This is a genomic window from Sphingomonas gellani (assembly GCF_900110035.1).
GTDB classification, from domain to species: domain Bacteria; phylum Pseudomonadota; class Alphaproteobacteria; order Sphingomonadales; family Sphingomonadaceae; genus Sphingomonas; species Sphingomonas gellani.
Genome location: NZ_FOCF01000005.1, coordinates 183620 through 207567, shown reverse-complemented (window position 1 = coordinate 207567; position 23948 = coordinate 183620). Strand labels below are relative to the sequence as shown.

The following is a 23948-nucleotide window of genomic DNA, read 5'->3' as shown; positions in this document are numbered from 1 at the left end:
TTCGCGGACTATGCCTCGCGCAGGCCGATGCCGATGGAAGCGCGCGCCGCATCCGCCTCGTTCGACACTACCGGAAAGGCGCAATAGTCGGCCGCGTAATAGGCGCCGGGCCGGTGGTTTCCCGACCAGCCGACCCCGCCAAAGGGCGCCTTTGACGAGGCGCCGTTGGTGGGCCGGTTCCAATTGACGATGCCCGCGCGGACATTGGCCCAGAAGCGGTCGTACAGCGCCGGCGTCTGGCTGACCAACGAGGCGGACAGGCCGTAGCGCGTCGCGTTCGCCTCCTCGATCGCGTCGTCGAAATCCTCGCGGCGCGTGATCTGCAGGATGGGTCCGAACAGCTCCACATCGGGCCGCTCCGCCATGTCGGTCACGTCGATCATCGCCGGCAACAGGAAGGGACGCCCCTCCACCGGGCGCTCCAGATGGCGGATCGGCCGTCCACCACCCATCATCAGCGCCAGGAAGCTTTCCGTTAGCAGTTCGGCGGTTTCGTTGTCGATCACCGGACCCATGAAGGGCGCGGGGTCGGCATGAGGCTCGCCGACGATCAGGCGACGCATCACCGCATCCATCGCCTCGATCAGCGGATCGGCCAGCCGTTCCTGCACGATCAGCCGACGCGCGGCGGTGCAGCGCTGCCCGGCGGAGGTGAATGCGGACTGGATCACCAGCACGGCGGCGGTGTGCAGGTCCGGCGTGTCCCACACCACGATCGGATTGTTGCCGCCCATCTCCAGCGCCAGGATCTTTTCGGGCCGGTCGGCGAACAGGCGGTTCAGTGCCAAGCCGGTGCGCGAGGAGCCGGTGAACAACAGGCCATCGATGCCGCGATGGCTGGCCAGAGCCTTGCCCTCCGCCGGCCCGCCGATCAGCAGGCGCACGCACGCTTCCGGCACCCCTGCCGCGTGGAAACACTCCACCAGGAACGCGCCGGTGGCCAGCGTCTTTTCCGATGGCTTGAAGACCACCGCGTTTCCGGCGAGCAGCGCGGGGACGATGTGGCCGTTGGGCAGGTGTGCGGGGAAATTGTACGGCCCGAGAACCGCCAGCACGCCATGCGGCTTGTGACGCAGCGCCATGCGGCTGCCCATCGGGGAGTCGAGCCGACGCTGCGCGGTGCGGTCGGCATAGGCGGTGACGGAGATGTCGACCTTCGCCACGACGCTGTCGACCTCCGACCGTGCTTCCCACAGGGGCTTGCCCGTTTCGCGCGCGATCAGATCAGCGAACGCCTCGTGCCGCTGCCGGACGACATTGGCGAAGCGGCGCAGCGTCTCGACCCGGAACGCCAGCGGACGCGCGGCCCAGCCGGCCCAGCCAGCGCGGGCGGTGGCGACCTCCGCGTCCACGTCGCCCGCCCGGCCGCGCCAAAGGATGGCGCCGGTTGCCGGTTCTTCCGAAATCAGTTCAGGCACCTGCTTCCCGCTCCCTGCCGTCGGTGACCCGACCCTGCAGTCGCCGCTTGCCCCAATCGCGCGTCCGTGACCAGCGGTCGGATCAAACCGCCAGCGCCGCTCCCATGGCGCGGATCGCCGCGACCTTGGCATGGAAGGGGGACCAGTCGTCGCGCTCCGCGATCGCGGCCCAGATCGACTCGACCTCTTCGATCAGCATCGAACAGGGCTCTCCCGACCAATAGTCGCGTTCCCGAGACTTTCTCGGCGTGAAGCCTGTCATCGCGTCGCGCACGTCGGACCACGCGTCGCCATAGCTGTCCGGCAGGGTGCCCCCAAAGGCGTCGAAGAAGAAGCGATCGAGCCGGGCATCGGTCGTCCGCAGCGTCTGCTCCACCGCGCGCACAAGCCGGCGGTCTTCCTCTGCGTCGCGAGAAGTCAGGCCCAGCCGCCACAGCAGGGCGTCGGCGAGAGCCTGCTGAAACCGTGCGGGAAACGCCTCGAGCAGCGCGATCAGCGGATCACTGTCCGCGATCAGGCGCAGCGACGCGGCAAGCTGCATCACGTCCCAATGGATCGCCTCCGGCTGTCGGCCGAACGCGTACAAACCGGCATGGTCGAAATAGGCGGCGGTGAAGGCGGGGTTCCAGGTCGGTGCGAACCGCCATGGTCCATAGTCGAAGCTTTCGCCCGTGACGTTGATGTTGTCCGAATTGAGCACCCCGTGCACGAAACCGGCCGCCAAGTACGACGCGGCCAGCCGGGCCGTGCGGTCCACGACCAGCTCCAGCAGGCGCAACGGATCGTCGCTCTGCTCGCCGTACAGCTCACGGAGAACGTAGCCGACCAGCCGGCGCATGCCCGCCTCATCCTGATGATAGGCCAGCCTCTGGAAGGTGCCGATGCGGACATGCCCGTGGCTCATCCGCACCAGCACCGCCGACCGGGTCGGGGATGGCTCGTCGCCGCGCTCCAGCGCCTCTCCGGTCTCGATCAGCGACAGGGTGCGCGAGGTGGACACGCCCAACGCCTCCAGCATCTCCGTCGCCAGCACCTCCCGCACGCCGCCCTTCAGCGTCAGTCGACCGTCGCCGAAACGGCTGTAGGGGGTCTGTCCCGAACCCTTGGTGCCCAGTTCCAGCAACCGGCCGCTCGCGTCGCGAAGTTGCGCAAAGGAAAAGCCGCGACCATCGCCCAGATCGGGGTTGTACTGGCGGAACTGATGGCCGTGGTATCGCAGGGCGAGTGGCTGGGGCAGCGTCTCCGGCAACGGCGCAAAACTGGCGAAATGCTCGACCCACTCCCTGTCGTCCAGGGTGTCCAGACCCACCTCCGCCGCCGCGCGGCCGTTGCGGAAACGTAAGGTGGCCTGCGGAAACGTCGCGGCCGCAACTGGGTCGTAGAAGCCGTCGCCCAGCTGGAGCAGGGCGGTGGCCGGACGATAAGCTTGTGGGTGGGCGGGCATGCGGTGATATGGGGCGGCCGATCGGGGGCGCGCAACCATGTCTGATTTCGAAAGCCGGTTCTGGAACCATGACGGGCTGAAGCTGCATTTTCGGGATTATGCCGGACCGGCCGCCGGCGTTCCGGTGCTGTGCCTGCACGGGCTGACCCGCAATGCGCGCGACTTCCATGATCTGGCATGCCGGTTGGCTGCGGGTCGGCGCGTGCTGGTGCCCGACTTCCGGGGACGCGGGCGTAGCGAGCATGCCCGCGATCCGCTCAGCTATGTTCCCGGTTGTTACCTGGGCGACATCCGGTCGCTGCTGGCGGAGCAGGGAATCGGGCGCTTCGGCGTGATCGGCACATCCATGGGCGGCATCGTCGCCATGCTGCTCGCGGCGGGCGGAGCGCCGATCGCGGCGGCGGTGCTGAACGACATCGGCCCGGTTATCGAGCCGGCCGGGCTGGCGCGGATCAGGGGCTATGTCGGACGTGCGTCGAGCTTTCCGACCTGGATGCATGCCGCGCGTGCGGTGCAGGAGGCGAATGCCGATATCTACCCGCATTGGGGATTGTCGGACTGGCTGGCGATGGCGAAGCGGTCGTACCGGCTGACGGGTGCGGGGCGGATCGTGCTCGACTACGACCTGAAGATCGCAGAGCCGTTCCGCGGCCAGGCCGACGCGGAGGCGCCCGATATGTGGGCGGCGTTCTCCGCCCTGGGCGATGTGCCGACCCTGATCGTGCGCGGGGCGCGTTCCGACATATTGAGCCGCGCGACGGCCGAGCGCATGGCGGCGAGCCTGCCGCGTGCCGATGTGCTGACCGTGGCCGATGTCGGTCACGCGCCCATCCTGTCGGAGCCGGGTGTTCCGGAGGCGATCGATCGGGTGCTGGCCATGGCCGATGGTGATAGGGGCGACGCATGACAGCGCCTGTCCGCATCCTGCACCTTCATTCCTCCTTTTCGCTCGGCGGCAAGGAGGCTCGTGCGGTTCGGCTGATGAACGCCTTTGGCGACCGGGCGCGGCATGTGATCGTCTCGGGCGTGCCGGACGCCTTGGGCGCGCGGGACGCGATCGGCGGGGACGTGTCCTATGAGATCGCGCAGAATCCGCCCGCGTTGAAGGGGAAGCCATCGGTCGCCCGGTTCGAGGCGCTGGCGCGGTTCATGCGTGGGTTCGACCTGGTGCTGACCTATAATTGGGGCGCGATCGATGGCGTCATGGCGCGGCGGGTGTTCGGGGCCCGCGCGGGGTCCGGCCTGCCTCCGCTGATCCACCATGAAGACGGCTTCAACGAGGATGAGGCCGGCGGTTTGAAGCGGGAGCGCAACCTGTACCGTCGCATCGCCTTGCCGGCCGCGCACGCGCTGGCGCTGCCATCGGAGACGCTGGAGGCGATCGCGCTGAACGTGTGGAAACAGCCACCCGCGCGGGTGCGGCGCATCCCGAACGGCATCGACACCGCGCTCTATGCGGCGCGTCCCGATCCGAAGGCAATACCGGGGCTGGTGCGGCGAGAGGGAGAGGTGGTGATCGGCACCATCGCCGGCCTGCGTGCGGTCAAGGACCTGCCGCTGCTGGTGCGCGCATGCGGCGGGCTCGCCGGCAAGTTTCGGCTGGTGATCGTGGGAGAGGGGCCGGAACGCGACACGATCGCGCAGGCTGCCGCGGCGATGGGTATCGCCGATCGGCTGGTCATGCCAGGCTTCCTGGATCGGGCCTATCGCTATGCCGGGCTGTTCGACATCATGGCGCTGTCGTCCGCGTCGGAGCAATTGCCGATCGCGGTGGCGGAGGGGATGGCGGCGGGCCTGCCGATCGCGGCGGTGCCGGTCGGCGACGTGGCGCGCATGGTGGCGCCGGAGAATGTGCCCTTCATCGCCCCGTTCCGCAGCGAGATAAAGCTGCGCGATGCGCTCCAGCCGCTGATGCGGGATGCGGCGCTGAGGCGCCAGGTGGGCGCCGCGAACCGGGCGAGAGTGGTGGCGGAATTCGATTCGGCCACCATGATCGCGCGCTACAAGAGCCTGTATGAGGACGCCATGGGACGGCCCGGCGCCCTGGGCTGATCGCCTATTTCGCTGGTTACGCGTCCCTAATCCGCTATAGCGGCGGGTAGTTTCGTCCAAAAGGTGACCCTTTCGTGTTCAAAGGCCTGAAGCCCATCATCTACAACGGCCGCGAGGTCTGGCCGCTGGTCGAGGGCGGCAAGGGTGTGGCTGCGACCAACCATGCTTCCGCGGGCGCGTGGGCGGCGGCGGGCGGAATCGGCACCGTGTCGGCGGTGAACGCGGACAGCTACGACCCCGAAGGTAAGATCATTCCTCAGATCTATCGTGCGCTTACCCGGCGGGAACGGCACGAGGAACTCGTCGAATATGCGATCGAGGGCGCGGTCCAGCAGGTGAAGCGCGCCTGGGAGATCGCGGGCGGAAAGGGTGCGATCAACATCAACGTGCTGTGGGAAATGGGCGGCGCGCAGCGGGTGCTGCATGGCGTCCTGGAGCGCACGCGCGGGCTGGTGGCGGGCGTGACCTGCGGCGCGGGCATGCCGTACAAGCTGTCGGAGATCGCCGCCTCATACCAGGTCAGCTACCTGCCGATCGTCAGTTCGGGCCGTGCGTTCCGCGCCCTTTGGAAGCGGGCTTATTCCAAGGCGGCCGAGTGGCTGGCGGCCGTGGTGTACGAGGACCCGTGGCTGGCCGGCGGCCATAACGGCCTGTCCAACGCCGAGGACCCTTTGCGTCCCGAGGATCCGTACCCCCGCGTCAAGGCCCTGCGCGAAACGATGCGGGAGGGGGGTATTCCGGACAGCACACCGATCGTGATGGCGGGCGGTGTCTGGTACCTGCGCGACTGGAGCGACTGGATCGACAATCCAGAGCTTGGCCAGATCGCGTTCCAATATGGGACACGGCCGCTGCTGACGCAGGAAAGCCCGATTCCCGACGAGTGGAAGCAGCGCCTGCTCGGGATCGAGGAGGGCGAGGTCCTTCTTCATCGCTTCTCACCGACCGGTTTCTATTCGTCAGCGGTACGCAACCCGTTCCTGCGCAGCCTGGAGGCGCGGTCGGAGCGCCAGATCGCCTTTTCCACGCAGGAGGCGGGCGACCACGTGTTCCAGCTGGACGTGGGCGTGAAGGGCAAGAACTTCTGGGTCACGCAGGGCGACCTGCTGCGCGCGCGCGAGTGGTTCGGCCACGGCTTCACCATGGCGCTGAAGACGCCGGATAACACGCTGGTCTTCGTGACGCCGGAAGAGGCGAAGGTGATCCGAAAGGATCAGGCGGACTGCATGGGGTGCCTGTCGCAGTGCCTGTTTTCGAGCTGGGCGGACACCGAGACCAACTCGACGGGCCGCCTGGCCGACCCGCGATCTTTTTGCATTCAGAAGACTTTGCAGGACATCGCGCATGGCGGTGATACCGAGCAGAACCTGATGTTCGCGGGTCATGCGGCCTATAATTTCAAGCGGGATCCGTTTTATTCCAATGGCTTCGTGCCCACGGTGAAGCAGTTGGTGGACCGCATCCTGACCGGCGACTGAGGGTCCGTTTCGCGAAAGGGTTAGCCTGTCGTTCACCCCTTTCCTTGACACTGTCGAAAGCAACTTGGCGGATGATAGGTCAGGAGGGGTGACACATGGCTGATCTCCAACCGAATGGGCGGGCGTTGCGGGCCGCCCGGCGCCGAAAGCTGTTCCAGCCGGCCGAGTTGCGGCACGGGGATATGACGCAGCGCGTGCACCTGCTCGATCTCTCCACTTCCGGCGGCCTCGTGCACATCACCGCGCCGCCCCCCGCCGGGGCGATCGTGACGATATCGTGCGGACCGCTGAGCCGCTCGGCGCGTGTCGCCTGGAGCGCTGAGCGTCGGATCGGTGTGGCGTTCGTGCGGGCCCTCAGCGACCGAGAGCTTGAGGCGGTGATTGGCCGACCGCCCACTTCGGCAGGCGAAACGGTCATGCGTTCGCTCGCAGTCTGAAACACGGCTGTCGCACCGGCGAAGGCCTCCGAATGCCCCTCAATCCCTCTGAAGAAAACGGGTCAGCCGGTGCATCAGCGATGCTTTCGCGGGCGCGGCCTCGTTTGTTAGCGGCGAGCAATCCTCCGGCTCATAATCCTGATGGGACAATTCGATCATCAGGCTGGCGATGCGCGGTTGCAGTTCCTCGCCGTCGGGTGGCTCGAACGTCGAGCGCAAGGACCGACCGATCGGGTCCAGTCGCCCGTCGTTCGAGGGGTGGAACTCGTCATGCGCCGTGTGGAAGCCATCGTTCATTGCACACCTGCCTGTGCATGAAACGACAAAGACGCTGACCGGTTTCGAACTAAATCAAACTTGGGTTAGGAACGACGCCGCCATTTCAGCGGCACAAGGCTGCATTGGCTATCAGACCCAGCCTTCCAGCACCTGATCGGGCGGCCGGTGTCCATCCGCCCAGGCGCGGATGTTGGCGATCACCTTTTCACCCGTCGCCAGCCGTGCCTCCACTGTGGACGATGCGGTGTGGGGCAGCAGGATGACGTTTTCAGCCGCGAGCAGTCGGGGGTCGATCAGCGGCTCGCGCCAGTACACGTCCAGTGCCGCCCCCGCCATTCGACCGTTCTGCAACGCGTCGATCAACGCCTCCTGATCGATGATCTGCGCGCGCGCGGTATTCACCAGAAAGGTATGCCGGCGCAGCAGAGCCAGGCGACGCGCATCCAGCATTCCTTCCGTCTCGGGCGTATGCGGTGCATGGATCGACAGGATGTCCGCCTCCGACATCAGCGCATCGGGATCGGGTAGCCAGCGCGCGTGCAGCTCCTCCTCCAGGGCGGCGGGCAGCCTGCGTCGGTTGTGGTAGCAGAGCGACAGGCCGAACGCGCGTGCCCGTCGTGCCACCGCTTGCCCGATGCGGCCCATGCCCAGGATGCACAAGGTCTTGCCCGCGATGCGATTGCCCAGCATCGCGCCCGGTCGCCAGCCCGTCCAGCCGCCGCTGCGCGCCAGCCGCTCGCCCTCGGCCAGGCGTCGCGGCAGCGCCAGGATCAGCGCCATCGCCATGTCGGCGGTATCTTCGGTCAGCACGCCCGGCGTATTGGTGACCACAATGCCGCGTGAACGCGCTGCGCGCAGATCGATGTGATCGACGCCGTTGCCGAAATTGGCAATCAGGCGCAGGTCCGGGCCGGCACTGGCGATCAGATCGGCGTCGATACGGTCGGTGACGGTCGGAACCAGCACGTCGCACGCTGTCATGGCGTCCGCCAGCTGCCGCCGGTCCAGCGTCTGGTCGCCGCGATTGTTCGTGGTTCGGAACAGAGCGTCCAGCCGATCCATCGTCGCATCCGGCAGCGCGCGCGTGACCATGACGCGGGGCCGAAGGCGCTTTGCTGCATCGGTGCCGGAGGACGTGTCCGCCATGGGGCAAGGCTTGGCTTAGCCGGCAGGCTCCGTCAACGGTGTTGACCGTGCCAACCTGCGCGCTACGGCTTCGTCCACAGGGAGTTTTCGATGTCCAGCGTTGTTCGCCTCGTCGCCGGCATGCTGCTGTGCGCAGCCCTCGCGCCACAGGCGGATGCGGCGGCATCCAAGAAACAGCCGCCCTATTTCGGCTCGATCGCCGCCGGACGGGCGCGGATGCGGACGGGCCCGGCGCGCACCTATCCGGCAAGCTGGCTGTACCAGCGTGCGGACCTGCCGATCCGCGTGGTTGCGGTGTTCAAGGAGTGGCGCCGGGTGGAGGATCCGGATGGCACGCAGGGCTGGATGCAGGCCAACCTGCTGAGTGAACGGCGGACCGCCGTGGTCCGCTCGCCACAGCCGATCCCGATGCTCGATCGTCCCACGCCAGGCGGACACGTCATGTGGCGCGCCGCACCGGGCGTCGTCGGCCGGATCAGCGAGTGCGGCAACGGCTGGTGCCGAATGGACGTGAAGGGGCAGGCAGGTTTCGTCGAGACGAGCGGCCTGTGGGGCGTCGATGCGGGCGAGACGCTGCCTTGACGCCCGCCTGCCCGGGAGGGCGAATGCCCGGTCGTGCCGGGCATCCATGAACCGGCTAGCGCATCAACTCCACCGCCATCGCGGTCGCCTCGCCGCCGCCGATGCACAGCGACGCCATGCCCCGCGACGCGCCCTTGCTCTCCAGCGCCGACAACAGCGTGGCGATGACGCGCGCTCCGGATGCGCCGATCGGGTGACCGAGCGCGCAGGCGCCGCCATGGACGTTGACCCGTTCCGGATCGAGGCCGAGGTCGTGGATCGCAATCATCGCCACGGCCGCGAACGCTTCGTTCACCTCGAACAGGTCGACGTCATCCTTGCTCCAGCCCGCGCGCTCCAGCGCCTTTGTCATGGCGAAGACCGGGGCGGTCGTGAAACGGGCCGGCTCATGCGCATGCGCGGCCGACGACACGACGCGAGCGATCGGCGTCAGGCCCAGTCGATCCGCCACGGATGCGCGCGTCATGACCAACGCGGCGGCCCCGTCGGAAATGGACGAGGCATTGGCGGCGGTGATCGTGCCGTCGCGTGAGAAGGCAGGCTTCAGCGTAGGGATTTTCGCGACGTCGCCGCGCGCGGGTTGTTCGTCCAGCGCCACCAGATCGGCGCCCTTGCGACCGCGGACTTCGACCGGCACGATCTCCCGGTTGAAGCTGCCGTCCTGCTGCGCGCGCTGCGCACGGGTCAGGCTGCGGATGGCGAAATCGTCCATCGCCTGACGGGTGAACTGGTATTCCCCCGCGGTTTCCTCGGCGAAGGAGCCCATCAGCTTGCCCGGCTCGTATGCATCTTCCAGCCCGTCCAGGTACATGTGGTCGTACAGCGTGTCGTGGCCGATCCTGGCACCGGCCCTGTGCTTCTTGGACAGGAACGGCGCGTTGGTCATGCTTTCCATGCCGCCCGCGACCAGCAGGTCCACCGATCCTGCCGCCAGTGCATCCGCCGCCATGATCGCCGCCTGCATGCCGGACCCGCACATCTTGTTGAGCGTGGTCGCCTCCACATGGGCGCCAAGGCCGGCCCTGATCGCGGCCTGGCGCGCGGGCGCCTGTCCCAGGCCGGCGGAGAGGACGCAACCCATATAGATGCGCTCGACATCCTCGGCGGAAACGCCGGCCCGCTCGACCGCGCCACGCACCGCGGCGGCGCCCAGGTCGGTCGCGGACGCGCCCGCCAGAACGCCTTGGAACGACCCCATCGGGGTGCGGGCATAGGACAGGATGACGACGGGATCGGCGGCGGACATGAGGCTCTCCGAGAAAATCTGTCGATGATCTAGGCGGCGGCACGGTCGTTTACAAACGCCCCGCATGTTGCCGCGCCCATCCGCCGTCACTAGACGGCAAAGGCGATGCATCCGCTCGATCTGTCCGGTTCCACGGCGCTGTGGATGGTCATGCTTAGCATCGGCGGTGCGATCATCGGCAGCTTCGTCGCTGCGCTCACGATCCGATGGCCAGAAGGCCGATCGGTGATGCTGGGCCGTTCGTCATGCGATCATTGTGGGCATGTGTTGCGGGCGCGCGACCTGGTGCCTCTGCTGAGCTGGCTCGTCCTCAGCGGCCGTTGCCGCGACTGTGGCGGCGTCATCGATCGGCGGCACGTGACGATTGAGGTGGCGGCGACGGCGATCGGTTTGGTGGCGGGGATGGTGTCGCCCGATCTGGCGGGTCTTGCGGGCGCTGTATTCGGATGGATGCTGCTCGCGCTCGCGTGCCTCGATCTGGCCGCGCTGTGGTTGCCCGATCGACTGACCGTGCTGTTGGCGGTGACGGGTCCGGTCGCGGGCGTGTTCGGCCTTGCCCCGACGCTTGAGGATCGACTGATAGGAGGTGTGGCGGGGTTTCTGGTGCTGTGGTCGGTGGGATGGGCCTATCGCCGGCTGCGTGGGCGAGAGGGGCTTGGCGGCGGAGATCCGAAGCTGCTCGCGGGCATCGGCCTCTGGCTTGGGTGGCGGCTGTTGCCGGGGGTCCTGCTGATCGGAAGTGCGCTGGGACTGGGCGTCGCGATTGGTCTGTCGGCGAAGGGAAGGGCAGTCGGGCGCGACACGCCGTTGCCATTTGGCGCGTTTCTGGCGGCTGCGGCCTATATAATGTGGGTCGCGACGACGTGGGTGCGCCTCTTCGCCGCATAAGGGAAAATGGCTCTTATACAGTATGTTGTAGGGCAATGCTATTAAGCTTCGCTAAGTTCTTAGCACATGGCATCAAGATCATGGGATTGCCGAGCCAGGGTCAGACGTGAGGAGCAATGTCGGTTCTGGGTGGTGTTTTGGTTAGTCAAACGGTTAAAGGTTACCTGCGACATCGTCTTGTCCGGCCTTCGGAAACCATGCCGGGCACCGGACGTTGCAGTTTGGCGGGGTGAGTCGAAAACGACCGCTCCCGAAAAGGGATCGATTGCTCTTGGCTGGTTCTCACCGTCGTCACTACTGGCTCGCCGTCGCCCTGATGGGTGCCGCGCCGGTACACGCGCAGCTTCAGCAGCCGGGCGTCGCCCCGGCGAGAGGACCCGATGCGCCAAAGGCGGATCCTTCGCAGCAGTCGGCAGGGTCGACCGGCCAAGCGGCCGACCCGCAGGCGCCGATCGTGCCCGACAGCGAGTTTTCTGCGGCGCTGCCCCCGCTTTCCGGCGACATCAACGCTCCGCTCGAGCCAATGGATATGACGGAGCGGCCAGAGCAGAGTGCTGCCCAGCCGACTGCCGCCCGGCCGAATGCCGCCGTGCCGGCCGCGCAAACATCGACCGACGCCGCCCTGGTCCCGGTCGGGCCCGAGGATCCGCAGCTTGCGCAGCCGCTCACGCCGCTGGCCAGCTTCGACTCGACGCCGTTGCAGACCGCCGCCGCCGTCGAGGGCAAGGACGCACCGCAGATCCGGTATGAAACGGTCGTCAAGGGCCTAGACGCGCTGGACCTGGATGCACGATTCAAGGCCCTATCCGCCCTGCGTGAAGGTGGCGGCAAGGCGGCGAATGCGACCCAGGTCGCGGCTCGTGCGCGCGAGGACGAGCAGCTTGCCGTGCGGCTGATGAAGTCGCTCGGCTATTACGATGGCACGGCCACGTCCGTGATCGAGCAGAACCCGGCCAACTCCGGGCGCCTGCGCGCGATCGTCACGGCGTCGCCGGGGCGTTTGTACACGCTGAGTTCGGTCACGGTGCAGGCGAACCAGACCGTGCCGGCCGACCTTGTCCGGCGTGAGCTGCCGCTGAAGGTGGGCGATCCGATCCAGGCCGATCGGATTCAGGGTGCCGAGGCGAATGTCAGCCTGAAGCTGCCCCAGCAGGGCTATCCCTTCGTGAAGGTGGGTGAGCGCGACATCCTGTTGGAAGATCAGTCGCCTCAGGCGACGGGCGCCTACACGTTGCCGGTCGACACCGGCCCGCGGTCGTCGTTCGGACAACTCACCACCGCCGGTGATCCGGTGTTCGACCTGGATCACCTGAACGTGTTCCCGCGCTTCAAACAGGGTGAGTTGTACGACAACCGCCTGGCCGACGACCTGCGCGATGCGCTGGTCGCGACCAGCCTGTTCAACGGTGTGTCCGTTGTGCCGCAGCGTACCGGCCGTCCCGGCCCGGACGGCACGGAGCAGGTCGACCTGCTGGTCACGCAGACTCGCGGTCCGGCAAGGAGCCTGTCGGGGGAGGGCGGCTATTCGACCGGCCAGGGCCTGCGGCTGACCGGGTCATGGACCCATCGCAATCTGTTCCCGCCCGAGGGGGCGCTGATCGGCTCCGTGGTGGCCGGCACGCAGCAGCAGGGCCTTTCGGGCACGTTCCGCCGATCGAATGCAGGCAGGCGCGACCGGACGTTCACGGCGATCGCATCCGCCGACCACACGAATTACGATGCCTTCAATGCGTTCACCGGGACCTTGTCCGCGCGCTGGAGTTATGACTCCACGCCCATCTGGCAAAAGCGCTTCACCTATTATTATGGCGGTGAGATCGTCGGCACGAACGAGAGCGTGTACGATTTCGACCAGGGCAAGCGCGTTCGCCGCACCTATGGCATCGCCGCCCTTCCAGGCCAGGTGCAGTTCGACACGTCGGACAATTTGCTCAATCCGACAAAGGGTTACCGCCTAAAGCTCAACCTGTCGCCAGAAAGCGCGGTGGGCGGTGGCGGGTTCCATCCGTACGCACGAACCATGGTCGAGGCGACCTACTATTACGGTGTCAGTCCCAGCCTGGTGATCGCCGGGCGGGCGCGCGCCGGCGGGATCTTCGGCATCGATCGCGACGATCTAGCCCCGTCGCGGCGCTACTATGGTGGCGGCGGCGGGTCGGTGCGTGGCTATGGCTATCAGCGGCTCGGGCCGTTCGATCCCAACGGCGACCCCGTCGGTGGGCGCAGCCTGAACGAGTTCGCGCTGGAAGCCCGTTACCGGTTCGGCAATTTCGGGATCGTGCCGTTCGTGGATGCCGGCAACAGCTATGAGTCGAGCCTGCCTAAGGGCTCCGATCTCAGGTTTGGCGCGGGTATTGGTGGTCGATTCTATACAAACTTCGGGCCCTTGCGGGTCGATGTTGCCACGCCGCTGAACAAGCGTCCCGGTGACGGTCGCATCGCCCTTTATATCTCGATCGGACAGGCATTCTGATGGCGGATGTGTTCGCACCCGAACCGGAGCCCGCCGGCGAGACTGTCGTGGTCGTCGATCGCCGGCCCTTGTGGCAGCGCATCCTAAAATGGATCGCGATCGCCCTTGTCGGGCTGTTGCTGCTGATCGGCGTGGTGCTGTTCGGGATCAACACCGATCCGGGCCGCAGGTTCGTGGCGGACCAGATCGGCGGATACACCACCGCATCGGGGCTGAACATCAAGGTCGGGCGCATCGACGGGTCGCTATATGGCCGCATGGTGTTGAGCGACGTGCGCGTCGCGGACACGCGAGGCGTCTTCGTGACAAGTCCGAAGCTGGCGGTGGACTGGCGTCCGTTCGCCTTTGCCCGCAACCATGTTGACGTACGCGAACTCGACGCGCCGCTTATCACGCTGACCCGCAAGCCGGTGTTGAAGGCGACGCCGCCCAGCGACGAGAATGCGCCGCTGCTGCCGGACATCGACATCGACGTGAACCGGCTCCGCGTCGGGCGCCTGGTGGTCGGACCGGCGGTGACCGGGCAGAAGCATGTGGTCACGATCGCCGGCGCGGTGCACATCGCCGACCGGCGTGCCCAGGTCACCGCGGATGCGACCGCCCTGATCGGCGCTGGGATCAAGGGCGGCGACCGGCTGAAGCTGGCCATCGACGCCGTTCCCGACGCCAACCGGCTGACCGCCGACGTGAAGCTGACCGGCCCGACCGGCGGCGTCATCTCCACACTTGCCGGCTTCAAGGCTCCCTTCGCGCTGTCGATCGACGGGCGCGGCGACTGGAAGGCGTGGAACGGACGCGCGGTGGCGACGCTGGGCGGCGGGCAGCTTGCCAATTTGGGTCTGTCGGCGCGCAACGGCCATATCGAGGTGCGCGGCTTCACCAAGCCCGGCCTGTACCTGGAAGGGCCCGTCGAGCGGCTGACCTCGCCGCAACTGGACGTGGCGCTCGACACGACGCTGGGAGAGCGGGCTGCGGACACGCGCCTGACGCTGCGCTCTTCGGCGTTGAGCGTGGACGCCGGCGGCATGCTGGATCTGGCGAACAGCCGCTTCGGCAACTTCGCGGTCGATGCCCGGCTGCTGACGCCGGGTGCGATCGCCCCGAACCTGCGCGGGCGCGACGTGCTGGCGCGCGTGGTGCTGAACGGTGCGTTCCAGACGCCGACCGTGGATTACAAGGTTCGCGCCGGCCTGATCGGCTTTGGCGAGATGGCCGTCGAGAACGTCTATGCCGAGGGGCTGGCGCGCGTGAATGCCGACCGCATCCTGGTGCCACTGCATGCGCGCGCGCGTCGCGTCGTCGGGTTGAACGCGGCGGTCGGAGGCCTGGCGAACAACGTCCGGATCGACGGCGACCTGGCGATCTCCATGCCCAACATCCTGTCGGACAATCTGCGCATCCGTTCCGACAACATCGACGCAACCGCGATCGTGGTCGCGAACGTCCAGACCGGGCGCTACACCGGCGCGCTGAAGGGGCGGATCAACAATTACCGCGTCGACAGTATCGGCATCATCAACCTGCAGACCGATGCGAAGCTGGTGCCGGGTCCAAACGGTGGCTTCGGCATCACCGGTCGGGTCGTCGCGCGGACGTCTCAGCTGTTCAACGAAGGCGCGCGTAACTTCCTGGGCGGCAACGCGATCGTGCGTGCCGATATCGGCTATAGTCCGGAAGGGATCGTGACGTTCTCCGGGCTTCGCATGAATGCGCCGAAGTTCCGGATTACGCGCGGCAGCGGCCGGTACAATCCCGCCAACGGCGCGGTGCTGGTCGATGCGGACGCCTATTCGAGCGAATATGGCCCGGTCAGCGCACGCGTGACCGGTACGCAGACCGCGCCGGTCGTCGTCGTTCGCGCCGCGCGCCCGGGCGTGGGCGTCGGTTTGTCCAACGTGCAGGCGCGCATCGTCGGACGCAACGGCGCGTATGCCGTGACGGCTACCGGCGGCACCAACTATGGTCCGTTCAGCGCCGACGTGCTGGTCAGGCCGGGCGCGCAGCTGGCGGTCGATATCCGCCGCGTCGTGTTCGCGGGCATCGCGGCAAGCGGCCGGGTGGTGCAGACCGCCGCGGGTCCGTTCGCCGGAGGGTTGCAGTTCGCAGGGCAGGGCCTGTCGGGCAATGTCCGGCTCGCGGCACAGGGCCGCTATCAACGGGCCGACGTTGCGGCGCGCGCCTATAACGCGACCATCCCCGGGCTTGTGGACTTCACAATCGGCCGGGCGCTGGTGAACGCCAGCCTGGTCATGTACCCTAACGCGCCGCAGATCGTCGCCGACGCGCAGGTCGCGGACACCCGCTACGGTCCGACGGTCATCGAGGCGGCGCGGGCGAAGATCAACTACGTCAACGGACGCGGCACGGCGCAGGCGCTGCTGACCGGGTCGAGCGGCGTGCCGTTCCGCGTTGCTGCGAACGCGCAGCTCGCCCCCGGCAACTATCTGGTCGCGGCGCAGGGGCAGGCGAACGGCATTCCGTTCCGCACGGTCAATCCGGCGCGGATCACCGGTGCGGGCGGCGGTTACAAGCTGGCGCCGACCCGCATCGATTTTGGCGGCGCAAATGGCGGCTCCGTGCGCGTGGCCGGCGCCTATGGCCGTGGCATGCAGTTGCAGGCGCGGCTCGACCGGCTGGACCTGGGCTTCGTGTCGGCGTTCATGCCGGGGCTGGGACTGTCGGGTAAGGCGACGGGTAGCGTCGACTTCAATCAGGCGAACGGCACCGCGATGCCGGTGGCGGACGCGCGCGTGACCGTGACCAACTTCCAGCGCACCAGCCTGGCCACCGTTTCGGAGCCGGTCGACATCGTCTTCGCAGGACGACTGGGCGAGGGCGGTGCCGAGGCACGCGCGCTGGTGCGCAACGGCACCAGCGTCATCGGTCGCATGGTGACGACGCTGCGGCCGGTCGCGGCCAGCGGCGGATCATGGACGACGCGGCTGATGGGCGCGCCCCTGGCGGGCGGCATCCGCTACAACGGCCCATCCGCCGTCCTGTTCAGCCTGGGCGGCCTCGCCAACCAGCAGCTGAGCGGGCCGATCGCGGTCGCTGCGGATTTCTCGGGCCGTGTGTCCGAGCCGCGCTTCACCGGCCTGATCCGTGCGGACAACCTGACCTATGACAACGAGGTGTACGGAACTCGGCTGTCGCAGATGCGGATCAACGCGCGGTTCAACAACGATCGGCTGGAGCTGACCCAGTTGCAGGCGCGGGCCGGTGACGGCACCGTGCAGGCACAAGGCACGGTCGGGCTTTCGGCTGCTGCCGGCTTCCCGATGGACCTTACCGCAAAGCTGGACAACGCCCGGCTGGCAAAGAGCGACGCGCTGTCGGCCACCAGCAGCGGCACGTTGCACGTTACGAAGAACGCGAGTGGCGGCCTGATCCAGGGCGACCTCAACATTCCGGAGGCGCGCTACGAGATCATCCGGCAGGGTGCCGCCGAGGTGCCGGAGCTGACGGGCGTGCGGCGTCGTAGCCAGATACGCCCGGCCCGGTCGACCGACCGCCCGGCACCGCCGGCTCCGACAGGCGTGTTCAAGCTCGATATCCGGGTGCGCGCGGAGAACCAGCTGTTCGTGTCGGGCATGGGTCTGGAATCCGAGTGGGAGATGGACCTGCGGATTGGGGGCACCAGTGCGGCGCCGCAGATCAGTGGCGGGCTGGACCTGGTGCGCGGTACCTACTCGTTCGCGGGCAAGCGGTTCGACGTGAACCGGGGCCAGATCCGCTTCCGTGGTGGCGCGCTGACCGATCCGGACATCAACATCCAGGCGACCACGACGACCAACGGGATCACGGCGACGATTTCCATCACCGGCACGGGTCAGCGGCCTCAGATCGCCTTTACCTCCACGCCCGCCCTGGCGCAGGACGAGGTGTTGAGCCGGCTGCTCTTCGGCACCAATCCGGAGAATCTGTCGGCGACGGAGGCGATCCAGTTGGCATCGGCGCTGAACTCGCTACGCGGGTCGGGTGGTGGCGGGTTGAACCCGTTGGGCAAGCTGCGCTCGGCGACCGGGTTCGATCGGCTGCGCATCCTTGGCGCCGATGAGGCCACGGGACGCGGAACGTCGCTTGCGGCGGGCAAGTACCTGACCAACAACATCTATGTGGAGGTCATCACCGATGCCCGCGGCTTCACCGCGACGCAGCTGGAGGTGTCGTTGACCAAGGCGCTGAGCGTCCTGACCTCGACGGGATCGTTCGGCGGCTCCGACGTTCGCCTGCGCTATTCGAAGGACTATTGAGGACGGCGGCGAGCCTCGGCGCTTAGGTGCGCCAGGGGACTCGCCGTCCGGATCTGTCGTGTGCCGGGATAGTCATCTCACCTAAGTGTGAGGCGCCGTTGCGTGGGCCTTTGCGCGCTTCTCTGCTTCGGGAACGCGATCCTCCGGCGTAGGTGGCTCTCCTTCGATGAGCGCAACTCGGCCTTGAGCCCCTTGGCAGGCGATGCCCTACCGGTCACCTTCCCCGACCCTGGCGTCGGCCTGTGACCAAGACGCTCGCCCCTCCCGTGAACCTCGACCGCGCCGTCCGTCGCATTCTCTCGAAACGGATGGACAAGGGGCTGGCGTCCGCCCGCAGGATGCCGGAAGAGGCGAAGAACACCGGACGTGTCGGGCGCGCCGCATGAAGGATCAGGGATGAGCGATCACAAGCAGGACCAGCCGTCCGGCACCGACACGAGCAACGAAGCCGAGGATCGGGGCTCGAAGGGCAACAACGGTGCAGGCGAGGGTCACGACCGCTCCGACAAGAAGGACGAGGACGGCGACCAGGGCGACGAGGAAGACGGTGACGACGGCTCGGGCAAGAGCGACGAGACCGACGACGACGACGACGACGACGACGACGACGACGAGAAGGACAAGAAGCCGTCCCTCTTCAAGCGACCGCTGTTCTGGATCATCCTGATCGCGGTCGTCGCCGCGCTGGTGATCGGCGGCACGCTGTACTGGCTGCACGCGCGGCAGTTCCAGAGCACAGACGACGCCTTTGTCGATTCGCATATTGTGCGGATCTCGCCGCAGGTGGCCGGACAGTTGGTCGCGGTCGCGGACATCGATAACCGCCATGTGGACGCCGGGCGTCTGCTCGCCGTGGTGCAGCCGACCGGGCCGGAGGCGCAGCTGGCCGAGGCACAGGCCGGCGTAGTTCAGGCTCAGGCGCAATATGGTCAGGCGCTCGCCCAGGTCGACGCCGCGCGCGCGACCGCACGGCAGCAGCAGGCCGCGTCGCGCGCGCCGCTGGCTGCCGCGATCAAGGCGCAGCAGGACCTGGCCCGGTACGAGGCGCTGTTGCGCGCCGATCCCAGTGCCGTCGCCGGCCAGCAGCTGGATCAGGCTAGGGCGGCTGCGCGTCAGACTGCCGCTGATGCCGCGGCGGCTCGACGGCAGGTCGACACGGCTCGATCGCAGGTGGATGTCGCGGCGCGCGGTGCGCGTGCAGCAAGGGCCGGCATCGCGACGCAGCGGGCGCGTGTGCAGCAGGCGAATGTGACCTTGGGCGACCTGCGCCTGCGCGCGCCGGTGTCGGGACAGGTGGTCAATCGTCAGGTGAACCTCGGCAGCTATGTCGCGCCGGGGACGCAGTTGATGGCGATCGTTCCCGACCGGGTGTGGATCACCGCCAATTTCAAGGAAACCCAGCTTGCCGAGATGAAGATCGGCCAGCCGGTCACGATCAAGGTCGATGCCTTTCCGGACGTGGAGTTCCACGGTCATGTGGACTCGATCCAGCGTGGTGCCGGCCAGGCCTTTGCCGTGCTGCCGCCGCAGAATGCGACGGGCAATTACGTAAAGGTGGTGCAGCGTGTGCCAGTGCGGATCGAGTTCGATCGCGGCCCTAACAACGATGCTCCGGATCCGCGCCGCTATCCGATCGGCCCGGGCATGTCGGCGGTGCCGACGGTGAAGGTGCGCTGATGGCCGCGACCGGCGCGGCAAAGGGAAAGCGAAAGGCAGCCTCGGCGAAGGGCGGCGGGGGCGGGGGCTGGGACGACAGTCGCTCCGCCGCCGGGCGGTATTCCCCCTGGCTGATCGTCGCGATCATCTCGATCCCGACATTCATGGAGGTGCTGGACACCTCTATCGCCAACGTCGCGCTCGACCATATCGCGGGTGGCCTGTCGGTTTCCAACGATCAGGCGACCTGGGTGTTGACCAGCTATCTGGTCGCGAACGCCATCGTGATTCCGATCTCCGGCTGGTTGTCCGATGCGATCGGGCGCAAGCGCTATTTCCTGATCTCCATCGCGCTGTTCACCGCGTCGTCGCTGGCCTGCGGATTGGCGCCCAACCTGTCGACGCTGGTGATCGCGCGCATCCTGCAGGGCATCGGCGGCGGGGGCCTCGCCCCGGTGGAGCAGTCGATGCTCGCCGACACGTTTCCGCCCAAGCAGCGCGGCATGGCGTTCGCCGCCTTCGCCATCGTGGTCGTGGTGGGACCGGTGCTAGGTCCGACGCTGGGCGGCTGGATCGTCGATTATTCGACATGGCACTGGGTGTTCCTGATCAACGTGCCGATCGGAGTCCTTGCCTGGTTCCTGGCGGAACTGTTCGTGGACGAGCCGGACGCGGTGAAGAAGGATCGCGAGGACAAGCTGAAACACGGGCTTCGCATCGACTATATCGGTGTGGCGCTGGTCGCGCTGGGGCTCGGTTTCCTGGAAATCACGTTCGACCGTGGGGAGCGGGAGGATTGGTTCTCCAGCCCGTTGATCCTGGGATCGGCGATCATCGCAGCCGTGTCGCTGATCTCGCTATTGGTGTGGGAGTGGAACCACAAGGACCCGGTGGTCGACGTCAAGCTGTTGAAAAACCGCAACTTCGCGTTCACGCTGCTGGTGATGGCGATCACCGGCCTGATCCTGTACGGGACGACGCAGCTGATCCCGCAATTGTTGCAGCAGGTGCTGGGCTACTCGTCGCTGGACGCAGGGCTGGCGCTGACGGCGGGCGGCGTGGCGACGCTGGTCGCGGTGCCGTTCGCGGGCCGGCTGAGCGGGGTGGTGGATGTCCGTTTCCTGCTGTTCCCCGCGCTGATGGTGCAGGCAGCGGCCTTGTGGAACATGAGCCACCTGTCGGCGGACATCAGCTTCTGGGATGCCGCCACGGCGCGGTTGTATCAGGCAATGGCGCTGCCGTTCCTGTTCGTGCCGATCAACGCGATCGCCTATGTCGGTCTGAAGCGCAGCCAGACGGCGCAGGCGTCCGCCTTGCTGAACGTCGCCCGCAACCTGGGCGGAACGCTGGGCATCTCCATGTCCCAGACGCTGCTGCAGAACGGCATGCAGACGCATCAGACCGAGCTGGTGCAACGGTTGAGCCCGATCGAGCCCAATTACAACGAATGGATCGCCACGGCCCGCAACGTGGTCGGCGGCATCGGTGATCCGGCGATGACGCCGATGGCGGTGCTATACTCACAGGTGCAGCGGCAGGCGACGATGCTGGCTTTTCTGGACGTGTTCCGGACGCTGATGTTCGTGGTCATCCTGGCGTCGCCTGCCGTGTTCCTGATGAAGTCGGGTAAGACCGGCGGCGGCGCAGAAGGCGGGGGGATGCATTGATGCGCAGACCATGGTGGGGAGCGGCCTCAGCCGCGCTGCTGACCGGGTGCACGGTGGGGCCGAACTATCGCCCGTCCGAGGCCGCCGTGCCGGCGGCGTTCACGGAGGTGCAGGCGGCGCCGGGCGCTACGCTGGACCCGTCCACGTTCTGGCGCTCTGTCGGCGACACTGAACTGGACTCGCTGGTCGCGCGCGCGCTGGTGGGCAATCCGGAAATGGCGATCGCAGCATCGCGTGTGCGGCAGGCGCGCCTGGACGAGATCGCTGCGCGCGCGGCCGGCCTGCCACAGGTCAACGCCTCGGCCGAGACCACGCATGTGGAGTTCAGTAAGAACGCGGGCTTTTCCTCCATCGCGCGGCTGTTCTCCGGCGGATCGGGGGGCGGCGCGTCAGGTGGCGGAACGGGCGGTGGCGGCTCGGGCGGGTCGTCCAGCGGTATCGCGCTGCCGGGCAGTGGGATCACCACCTATGCGCTCGGCTTCGACGCCAGTTGGGAATTGGACCTGTTCGGCGGTGTTCGCCGGCAGGTGGAGGGCGAGCGTGCCCGGACAGAGGCGGCCGAGTGGAGCCGCCGCGATGCGGCCGTCACGCTGAGCGGAGAGGTCGCACAAGCGTATTTCGCGCTGCGGCTGGATCAGGCGCAGCGCGACATCCTGATGGCGGAGATCGCGCGTCAGAACCGGGCGTTACAGATCGCGGGCAACACCGCGCGGGCCGGGTTGGTCCCTCAGGTCGACATCACGCGTCAGCGTGCGCAGCTGACCGGCACCCAGGCCAGGCTGGAGCCGCTGGCGGCGGACATCCGGGTGCGCATTCATGCGCTGGGCGTGCTGACGGGCACCGACCCGGGCAGCCTTGCGACGGAGCTGACCGCCACACCGGCCCCGCTCGGGCCGCTGCCAATGGTGCCGGCCGGCCTGCCGTCGGACCTGTTGCGGCGACGTCCCGATGTGCGTTCGGCGGAGCGGGAACTGGCGGGGGCGACCGCGGACATCGGCGTCGCGGTGGCTGACCTCTATCCCAAGTTCAGCCTGACCGGCATGGCGCAATTGATCTCCACCTCCCTGTCCAGCCTGTTCGAGCGGGACAGCCTGCAACTGACGGGCACCGGCGCGGCGCGGTTTCCGCTGGTCGACTTCGGTCGTCGGCGGGCAGCGGTGCGCGGTCGGGAGGAGGCGCGCGACCAGGCCTATCAGCGCTACCGCCAGGCTGTGCTGGGCGCCCTGCGCGATGTGGAGGATCCGCTGGCGCAACTCGATGCGGAGCGCCGTCGCAACGCCACCCTGATCCGCGCGGTCAACGATGCCGCCGAGAGCGCGCACGCGACGGAGGCGCAATATCGCACCGGCTTCGTGGCGCAGGATGCCTTGTTGAACGCGGAGACTCAGGTGCTCAGCGCGCGGGAGCAACTCGCCGGCAGCGATGCCATGCTGCGTCAGCTGACCGTGACGCTGTTCAAGGCGATCGGCGGTGGGTGGAGCGATCAGGTTTCAGCAACAGCACAGGATAATTAATTTCCTGCTCATCATCATTCCCACTACCACCTGAGACTGTATCGCTTGATATCGAAAGCGGCTTGCCTGATAACATAGGTGCAATGCGTATTTTGATTTTCCGAATTCCGGGTCGATGCTGGACGCGGGCATGATCATCCTGTTCGTCGAGCGCGACCACGCGCCTCGGCGTTGGATGAAGGATTTGCTGGAGGCGGCGGGCGCCCGGATCGTGGAGGCGGAGCTGTCGGGCCGAATGGACGCGGCGGCGTTTGCGCCACAGCTGGTGTTGGTCGAACTATCGAACGCAGAGGACGCGGCCGTGCTTCGGGAGATACGCGGCACGCTCGATCCCGGGACCGCGCTGATCGCACTGGTCGGGGCCGGGGTGGCGGAGGATGTCGTGCTGAGCGTGGAGACGGACGAGGTGCTGGCCGAGCCGGTCTCGATGGACAGCCTGTTCGCGGCGATCGCTGCTCACCTGCCGCCGGCGGACTAGCCGGCGTCTCGGATCAGCGGCCCAGCGCGTCCGATAGCCGGGCGGTGGCGCTGCCTCGACGTGCCGGGACCGGCTGCGACGGATCGGGGGCCCAGCCCGTCAGGAAAACGATGTCGACGCGTTCGCGCGTGCGGCCTCCGCTGCCCGCCGCAGCGAATGCCAGCGCCGCCTCGGCCAGCGCCGCACGGGCAAGGGGACGACGATCGGCGAGGATGTTCGTGGCAGCCATGCCGCGCAAGTCCGCGAGCGCGCGGCCCAGATCGCCATAACCGACGTCCAGGGTTTCCAGATCGGCCACTGGCAAGGCGAAACCCGCCCGCATCAGCAGATCGCCCGCGGCACGTACGTCGACCATGGGATGGACACGCGCGGCGGGTCGCTCGCCGTCTCCGACCCGAAGCGCGGACCGCAGGGTCGGCAAGCTGCCGCCGCCGACGAACGCGCCGAGGAACAGGCCGTCGGGACGCAGCACGCGCCGGATCAGGGCCAGGGCACCGGGCAGATCGTTCACCTGATCGAGCACGCCGGCGCTGATCACGCAGTCGAAGCTGGCGTCGGCGAACGGAAGCCGGTCCTCGTCCGCCTGCACGCCGCCGGACCTGTGCGCAAAGGCGAAGCCGGCATCGCACCGGGCGGTGCGGGCGCCAGGGGGCGCGTGGAAGGCACCGTCGAAGCAACCCAGATCGAGAAAGTCGGTGAACTCCCGCCGCACGGCCCCGAGACGCTCGGTGATACCCTCCAGCATGGCGGCGCGGAGAAAGGCGTGCGCCGGATAGTCGGGTTCCGCCCTGTCGCGGCGATGACGCCGCGCGCTGCGATCGAAGATTTCCGGTGCGGCCATCGGCGTGCTTGTGGGGACGGCGCGCGCGAACCACAAGGGGCGTCGCGCTGTGGCGCGGAGGAGACGGAGCGGCGGTGCGGATCGGAACGGGGCAAG

General features: G+C 67.5%; 19 protein-coding genes. 13 read left to right on the top strand and 6 right to left on the bottom strand.

Going from position 1 to position 23948, the window contains the following annotated elements:
* Positions 1-8 precede the first annotated feature (8 nt).
* Both astD and BMX37_RS11360 read right to left on the bottom strand, forming a co-directional pair.
* Complete coding sequence (astD, locus tag BMX37_RS11365; protein ID WP_093665860.1) at positions 9-1550, bottom strand: succinylglutamate-semialdehyde dehydrogenase; 1542 nt, start codon at positions 1548-1550, stop codon at positions 9-11.
* Complete coding sequence (locus BMX37_RS11360) at positions 1501-2862, bottom strand: protein adenylyltransferase SelO family protein (RefSeq protein WP_093665859.1); 1362 nt, start codon at positions 2860-2862, stop codon at positions 1501-1503. Before BMX37_RS11360 ends, astD begins: the two co-directional genes overlap by 50 nt.
* A gap of 37 nt (positions 2863-2899) precedes the next feature.
* Between BMX37_RS11360 and BMX37_RS11355 the strand changes: the two genes are divergently transcribed.
* From BMX37_RS11355 to BMX37_RS11340, 4 genes are all read left to right on the top strand, one after another.
* A complete protein-coding gene (locus BMX37_RS11355) occupies positions 2900-3769 on the top strand; it encodes an alpha/beta fold hydrolase (protein WP_093665858.1) in 870 nt (289 codons plus the stop codon).
* A complete protein-coding gene (locus tag BMX37_RS11350; RefSeq protein ID WP_093665857.1) occupies positions 3766-4914 on the top strand; it encodes a glycosyltransferase family 4 protein in 1149 nt (382 codons plus the stop codon). Before BMX37_RS11355 ends, BMX37_RS11350 begins: the two co-directional genes overlap by 4 nt.
* 74 nt (positions 4915-4988) lie before the next feature.
* A complete protein-coding gene (locus tag BMX37_RS11345; RefSeq protein ID WP_093665856.1) occupies positions 4989-6392 on the top strand; it encodes an NAD(P)H-dependent flavin oxidoreductase in 1404 nt (467 codons plus the stop codon).
* 95 nt (positions 6393-6487) lie between these two features.
* Complete coding sequence (locus BMX37_RS11340; protein ID WP_093665855.1) at positions 6488-6829, top strand: PilZ domain-containing protein; 342 nt, start codon at positions 6488-6490, stop codon at positions 6827-6829.
* A gap of 39 nt (positions 6830-6868) precedes the next feature.
* Here the strand turns inward: BMX37_RS11340 and BMX37_RS11335 are convergent, their stop codons facing one another.
* Positions 6869-7126: a hypothetical protein gene (locus BMX37_RS11335; protein WP_093665854.1), complete on the bottom strand. Its 258-nt coding sequence runs from the start codon at positions 7124-7126 to the stop codon at positions 6869-6871.
* A gap of 111 nt (positions 7127-7237) precedes the next feature.
* Positions 7238-8254: a 2-hydroxyacid dehydrogenase gene (locus tag BMX37_RS11330; protein ID WP_093665853.1), complete on the bottom strand. Its 1017-nt coding sequence runs from the start codon at positions 8252-8254 to the stop codon at positions 7238-7240.
* Between the two features lie 90 nt (positions 8255-8344).
* On the opposite strand from BMX37_RS11330, the gene BMX37_RS11325 reads away from it, so the two are divergent.
* Positions 8345-8836, top strand: coding sequence for an SH3 domain-containing protein (locus tag BMX37_RS11325; protein ID WP_093665852.1), 492 nt, complete (start codon positions 8345-8347; stop codon positions 8834-8836).
* 55 nt (positions 8837-8891) lie between these two features.
* Here BMX37_RS11325 and BMX37_RS11320 read toward each other — a convergent pair whose 3' ends face one another.
* Entirely contained in the window at positions 8892-10082 is a 1191-nt protein-coding gene (locus BMX37_RS11320) for an acetyl-CoA C-acyltransferase (RefSeq protein ID WP_093665851.1), read from the bottom strand.
* Positions 10083-10187: 105 nt separating this feature from the next.
* Here BMX37_RS11320 and BMX37_RS11315 point away from each other — a divergent pair, with 105 nt between their 5' ends.
* From BMX37_RS11315 to BMX37_RS11285, 8 genes are all read left to right on the top strand, one after another.
* The gene (locus BMX37_RS11315) at positions 10188-10970 is read left to right on the top strand and encodes a prepilin peptidase (protein ID WP_093665850.1); all 783 of its coding nucleotides are present in this window, start codon (positions 10188-10190) and stop codon (positions 10968-10970) included.
* Between the two features lie 316 nt (positions 10971-11286).
* On the top strand, positions 11287-13443 hold the full coding sequence (locus BMX37_RS11310; protein WP_093665849.1) for a BamA/TamA family outer membrane protein: 2157 nt from the start codon (positions 11287-11289) through the stop codon (positions 13441-13443).
* Entirely contained in the window at positions 13443-17696 is a 4254-nt protein-coding gene (locus BMX37_RS11305; protein ID WP_093665848.1) for a translocation/assembly module TamB domain-containing protein, read from the top strand. The genes BMX37_RS11310 and BMX37_RS11305 overlap by 1 nt, the downstream gene beginning before the upstream one ends.
* A gap of 242 nt (positions 17697-17938) precedes the next feature.
* Entirely contained in the window at positions 17939-18082 is a 144-nt protein-coding gene (locus BMX37_RS18820) for a hypothetical protein (RefSeq protein ID WP_170841944.1), read from the top strand.
* Between the two features lie 10 nt (positions 18083-18092).
* Positions 18093-19373: an HlyD family secretion protein gene (locus tag BMX37_RS11300; RefSeq protein ID WP_093665847.1), complete on the top strand. Its 1281-nt coding sequence runs from the start codon at positions 18093-18095 to the stop codon at positions 19371-19373.
* On the top strand, positions 19373-21019 hold the full coding sequence (locus BMX37_RS11295) for a DHA2 family efflux MFS transporter permease subunit (RefSeq protein ID WP_093665846.1): 1647 nt from the start codon (positions 19373-19375) through the stop codon (positions 21017-21019). The genes BMX37_RS11300 and BMX37_RS11295 overlap by 1 nt, the downstream gene beginning before the upstream one ends.
* A complete protein-coding gene (locus BMX37_RS11290; protein WP_093665845.1) occupies positions 21019-22533 on the top strand; it encodes an efflux transporter outer membrane subunit in 1515 nt (504 codons plus the stop codon). Before BMX37_RS11295 ends, BMX37_RS11290 begins: the two co-directional genes overlap by 1 nt.
* 130 nt (positions 22534-22663) lie before the next feature.
* Positions 22664-23011 carry a DNA-binding transcriptional response regulator gene (locus tag BMX37_RS11285; protein WP_139198079.1) on the top strand — a complete coding sequence of 116 codons (348 nt, stop codon included), beginning with the start codon at positions 22664-22666 and terminating at the stop codon, positions 23009-23011.
* A gap of 13 nt (positions 23012-23024) precedes the next feature.
* Here the strand turns inward: BMX37_RS11285 and BMX37_RS11280 are convergent, their stop codons facing one another.
* The gene (locus tag BMX37_RS11280) at positions 23025-23852 is read right to left on the bottom strand and encodes a class I SAM-dependent methyltransferase (protein ID WP_170841943.1); all 828 of its coding nucleotides are present in this window, start codon (positions 23850-23852) and stop codon (positions 23025-23027) included.
* Positions 23853-23948 lie beyond the last annotated feature (96 nt).

Excerpts from the sequence above, each read along its gene's own strand:
- BMX37_RS11290 (WP_093665845.1), top strand. The coding sequence starts at position 21,019 with ATGCGCAGACCATGGTGGGGAGCGGCCTCAGCCGCGCTGCTGACCGGG.
- BMX37_RS11330 (WP_093665853.1), bottom strand. The coding sequence starts at position 8,254 with ATGGCGGACACGTCCTCCGGCACCGATGCAGCAAAGCGCCTTCGGCCC.
- BMX37_RS11355 (WP_093665858.1), top strand. The coding sequence starts at position 2,900 with ATGTCTGATTTCGAAAGCCGGTTCTGGAACCATGACGGGCTGAAGCTG.
- BMX37_RS11325 (WP_093665852.1), top strand. The coding sequence starts at position 8,345 with ATGTCCAGCGTTGTTCGCCTCGTCGCCGGCATGCTGCTGTGCGCAGCC.
- BMX37_RS11315 (WP_093665850.1), top strand. The coding sequence starts at position 10,188 with ATGCATCCGCTCGATCTGTCCGGTTCCACGGCGCTGTGGATGGTCATG.
- BMX37_RS11320 (WP_093665851.1), bottom strand. The coding sequence starts at position 10,082 with ATGTCCGCCGCCGATCCCGTCGTCATCCTGTCCTATGCCCGCACCCCG.
- BMX37_RS11285 (WP_139198079.1), top strand. The coding sequence starts at position 22,664 with ATGATCATCCTGTTCGTCGAGCGCGACCACGCGCCTCGGCGTTGGATG.
- astD (WP_093665860.1), bottom strand. The coding sequence starts at position 1,550 with ATGCCAAGGTCGCGGCGATCCGCGCCATGGGAGCGGCGCTGGCGGTTT.
- BMX37_RS11300 (WP_093665847.1), top strand. The coding sequence starts at position 18,093 with ATGAGCGATCACAAGCAGGACCAGCCGTCCGGCACCGACACGAGCAAC.
- BMX37_RS11350 (WP_093665857.1), top strand. The coding sequence starts at position 3,766 with ATGACAGCGCCTGTCCGCATCCTGCACCTTCATTCCTCCTTTTCGCTC.
- BMX37_RS11340 (WP_093665855.1), top strand. The coding sequence starts at position 6,488 with ATGGCTGATCTCCAACCGAATGGGCGGGCGTTGCGGGCCGCCCGGCGC.
- BMX37_RS11305 (WP_093665848.1), top strand. The coding sequence starts at position 13,443 with ATGGCGGATGTGTTCGCACCCGAACCGGAGCCCGCCGGCGAGACTGTC.
- BMX37_RS11360 (WP_093665859.1), bottom strand. The coding sequence starts at position 2,862 with ATGCCCGCCCACCCACAAGCTTATCGTCCGGCCACCGCCCTGCTCCAG.
- BMX37_RS11280 (WP_170841943.1), bottom strand. The coding sequence starts at position 23,852 with ATGGCCGCACCGGAAATCTTCGATCGCAGCGCGCGGCGTCATCGCCGC.
- BMX37_RS11310 (WP_093665849.1), top strand. The coding sequence starts at position 11,287 with ATGGGTGCCGCGCCGGTACACGCGCAGCTTCAGCAGCCGGGCGTCGCC.
- BMX37_RS11295 (WP_093665846.1), top strand. The coding sequence starts at position 19,373 with ATGGCCGCGACCGGCGCGGCAAAGGGAAAGCGAAAGGCAGCCTCGGCG.
- BMX37_RS11335 (WP_093665854.1), bottom strand. The coding sequence starts at position 7,126 with ATGAACGATGGCTTCCACACGGCGCATGACGAGTTCCACCCCTCGAAC.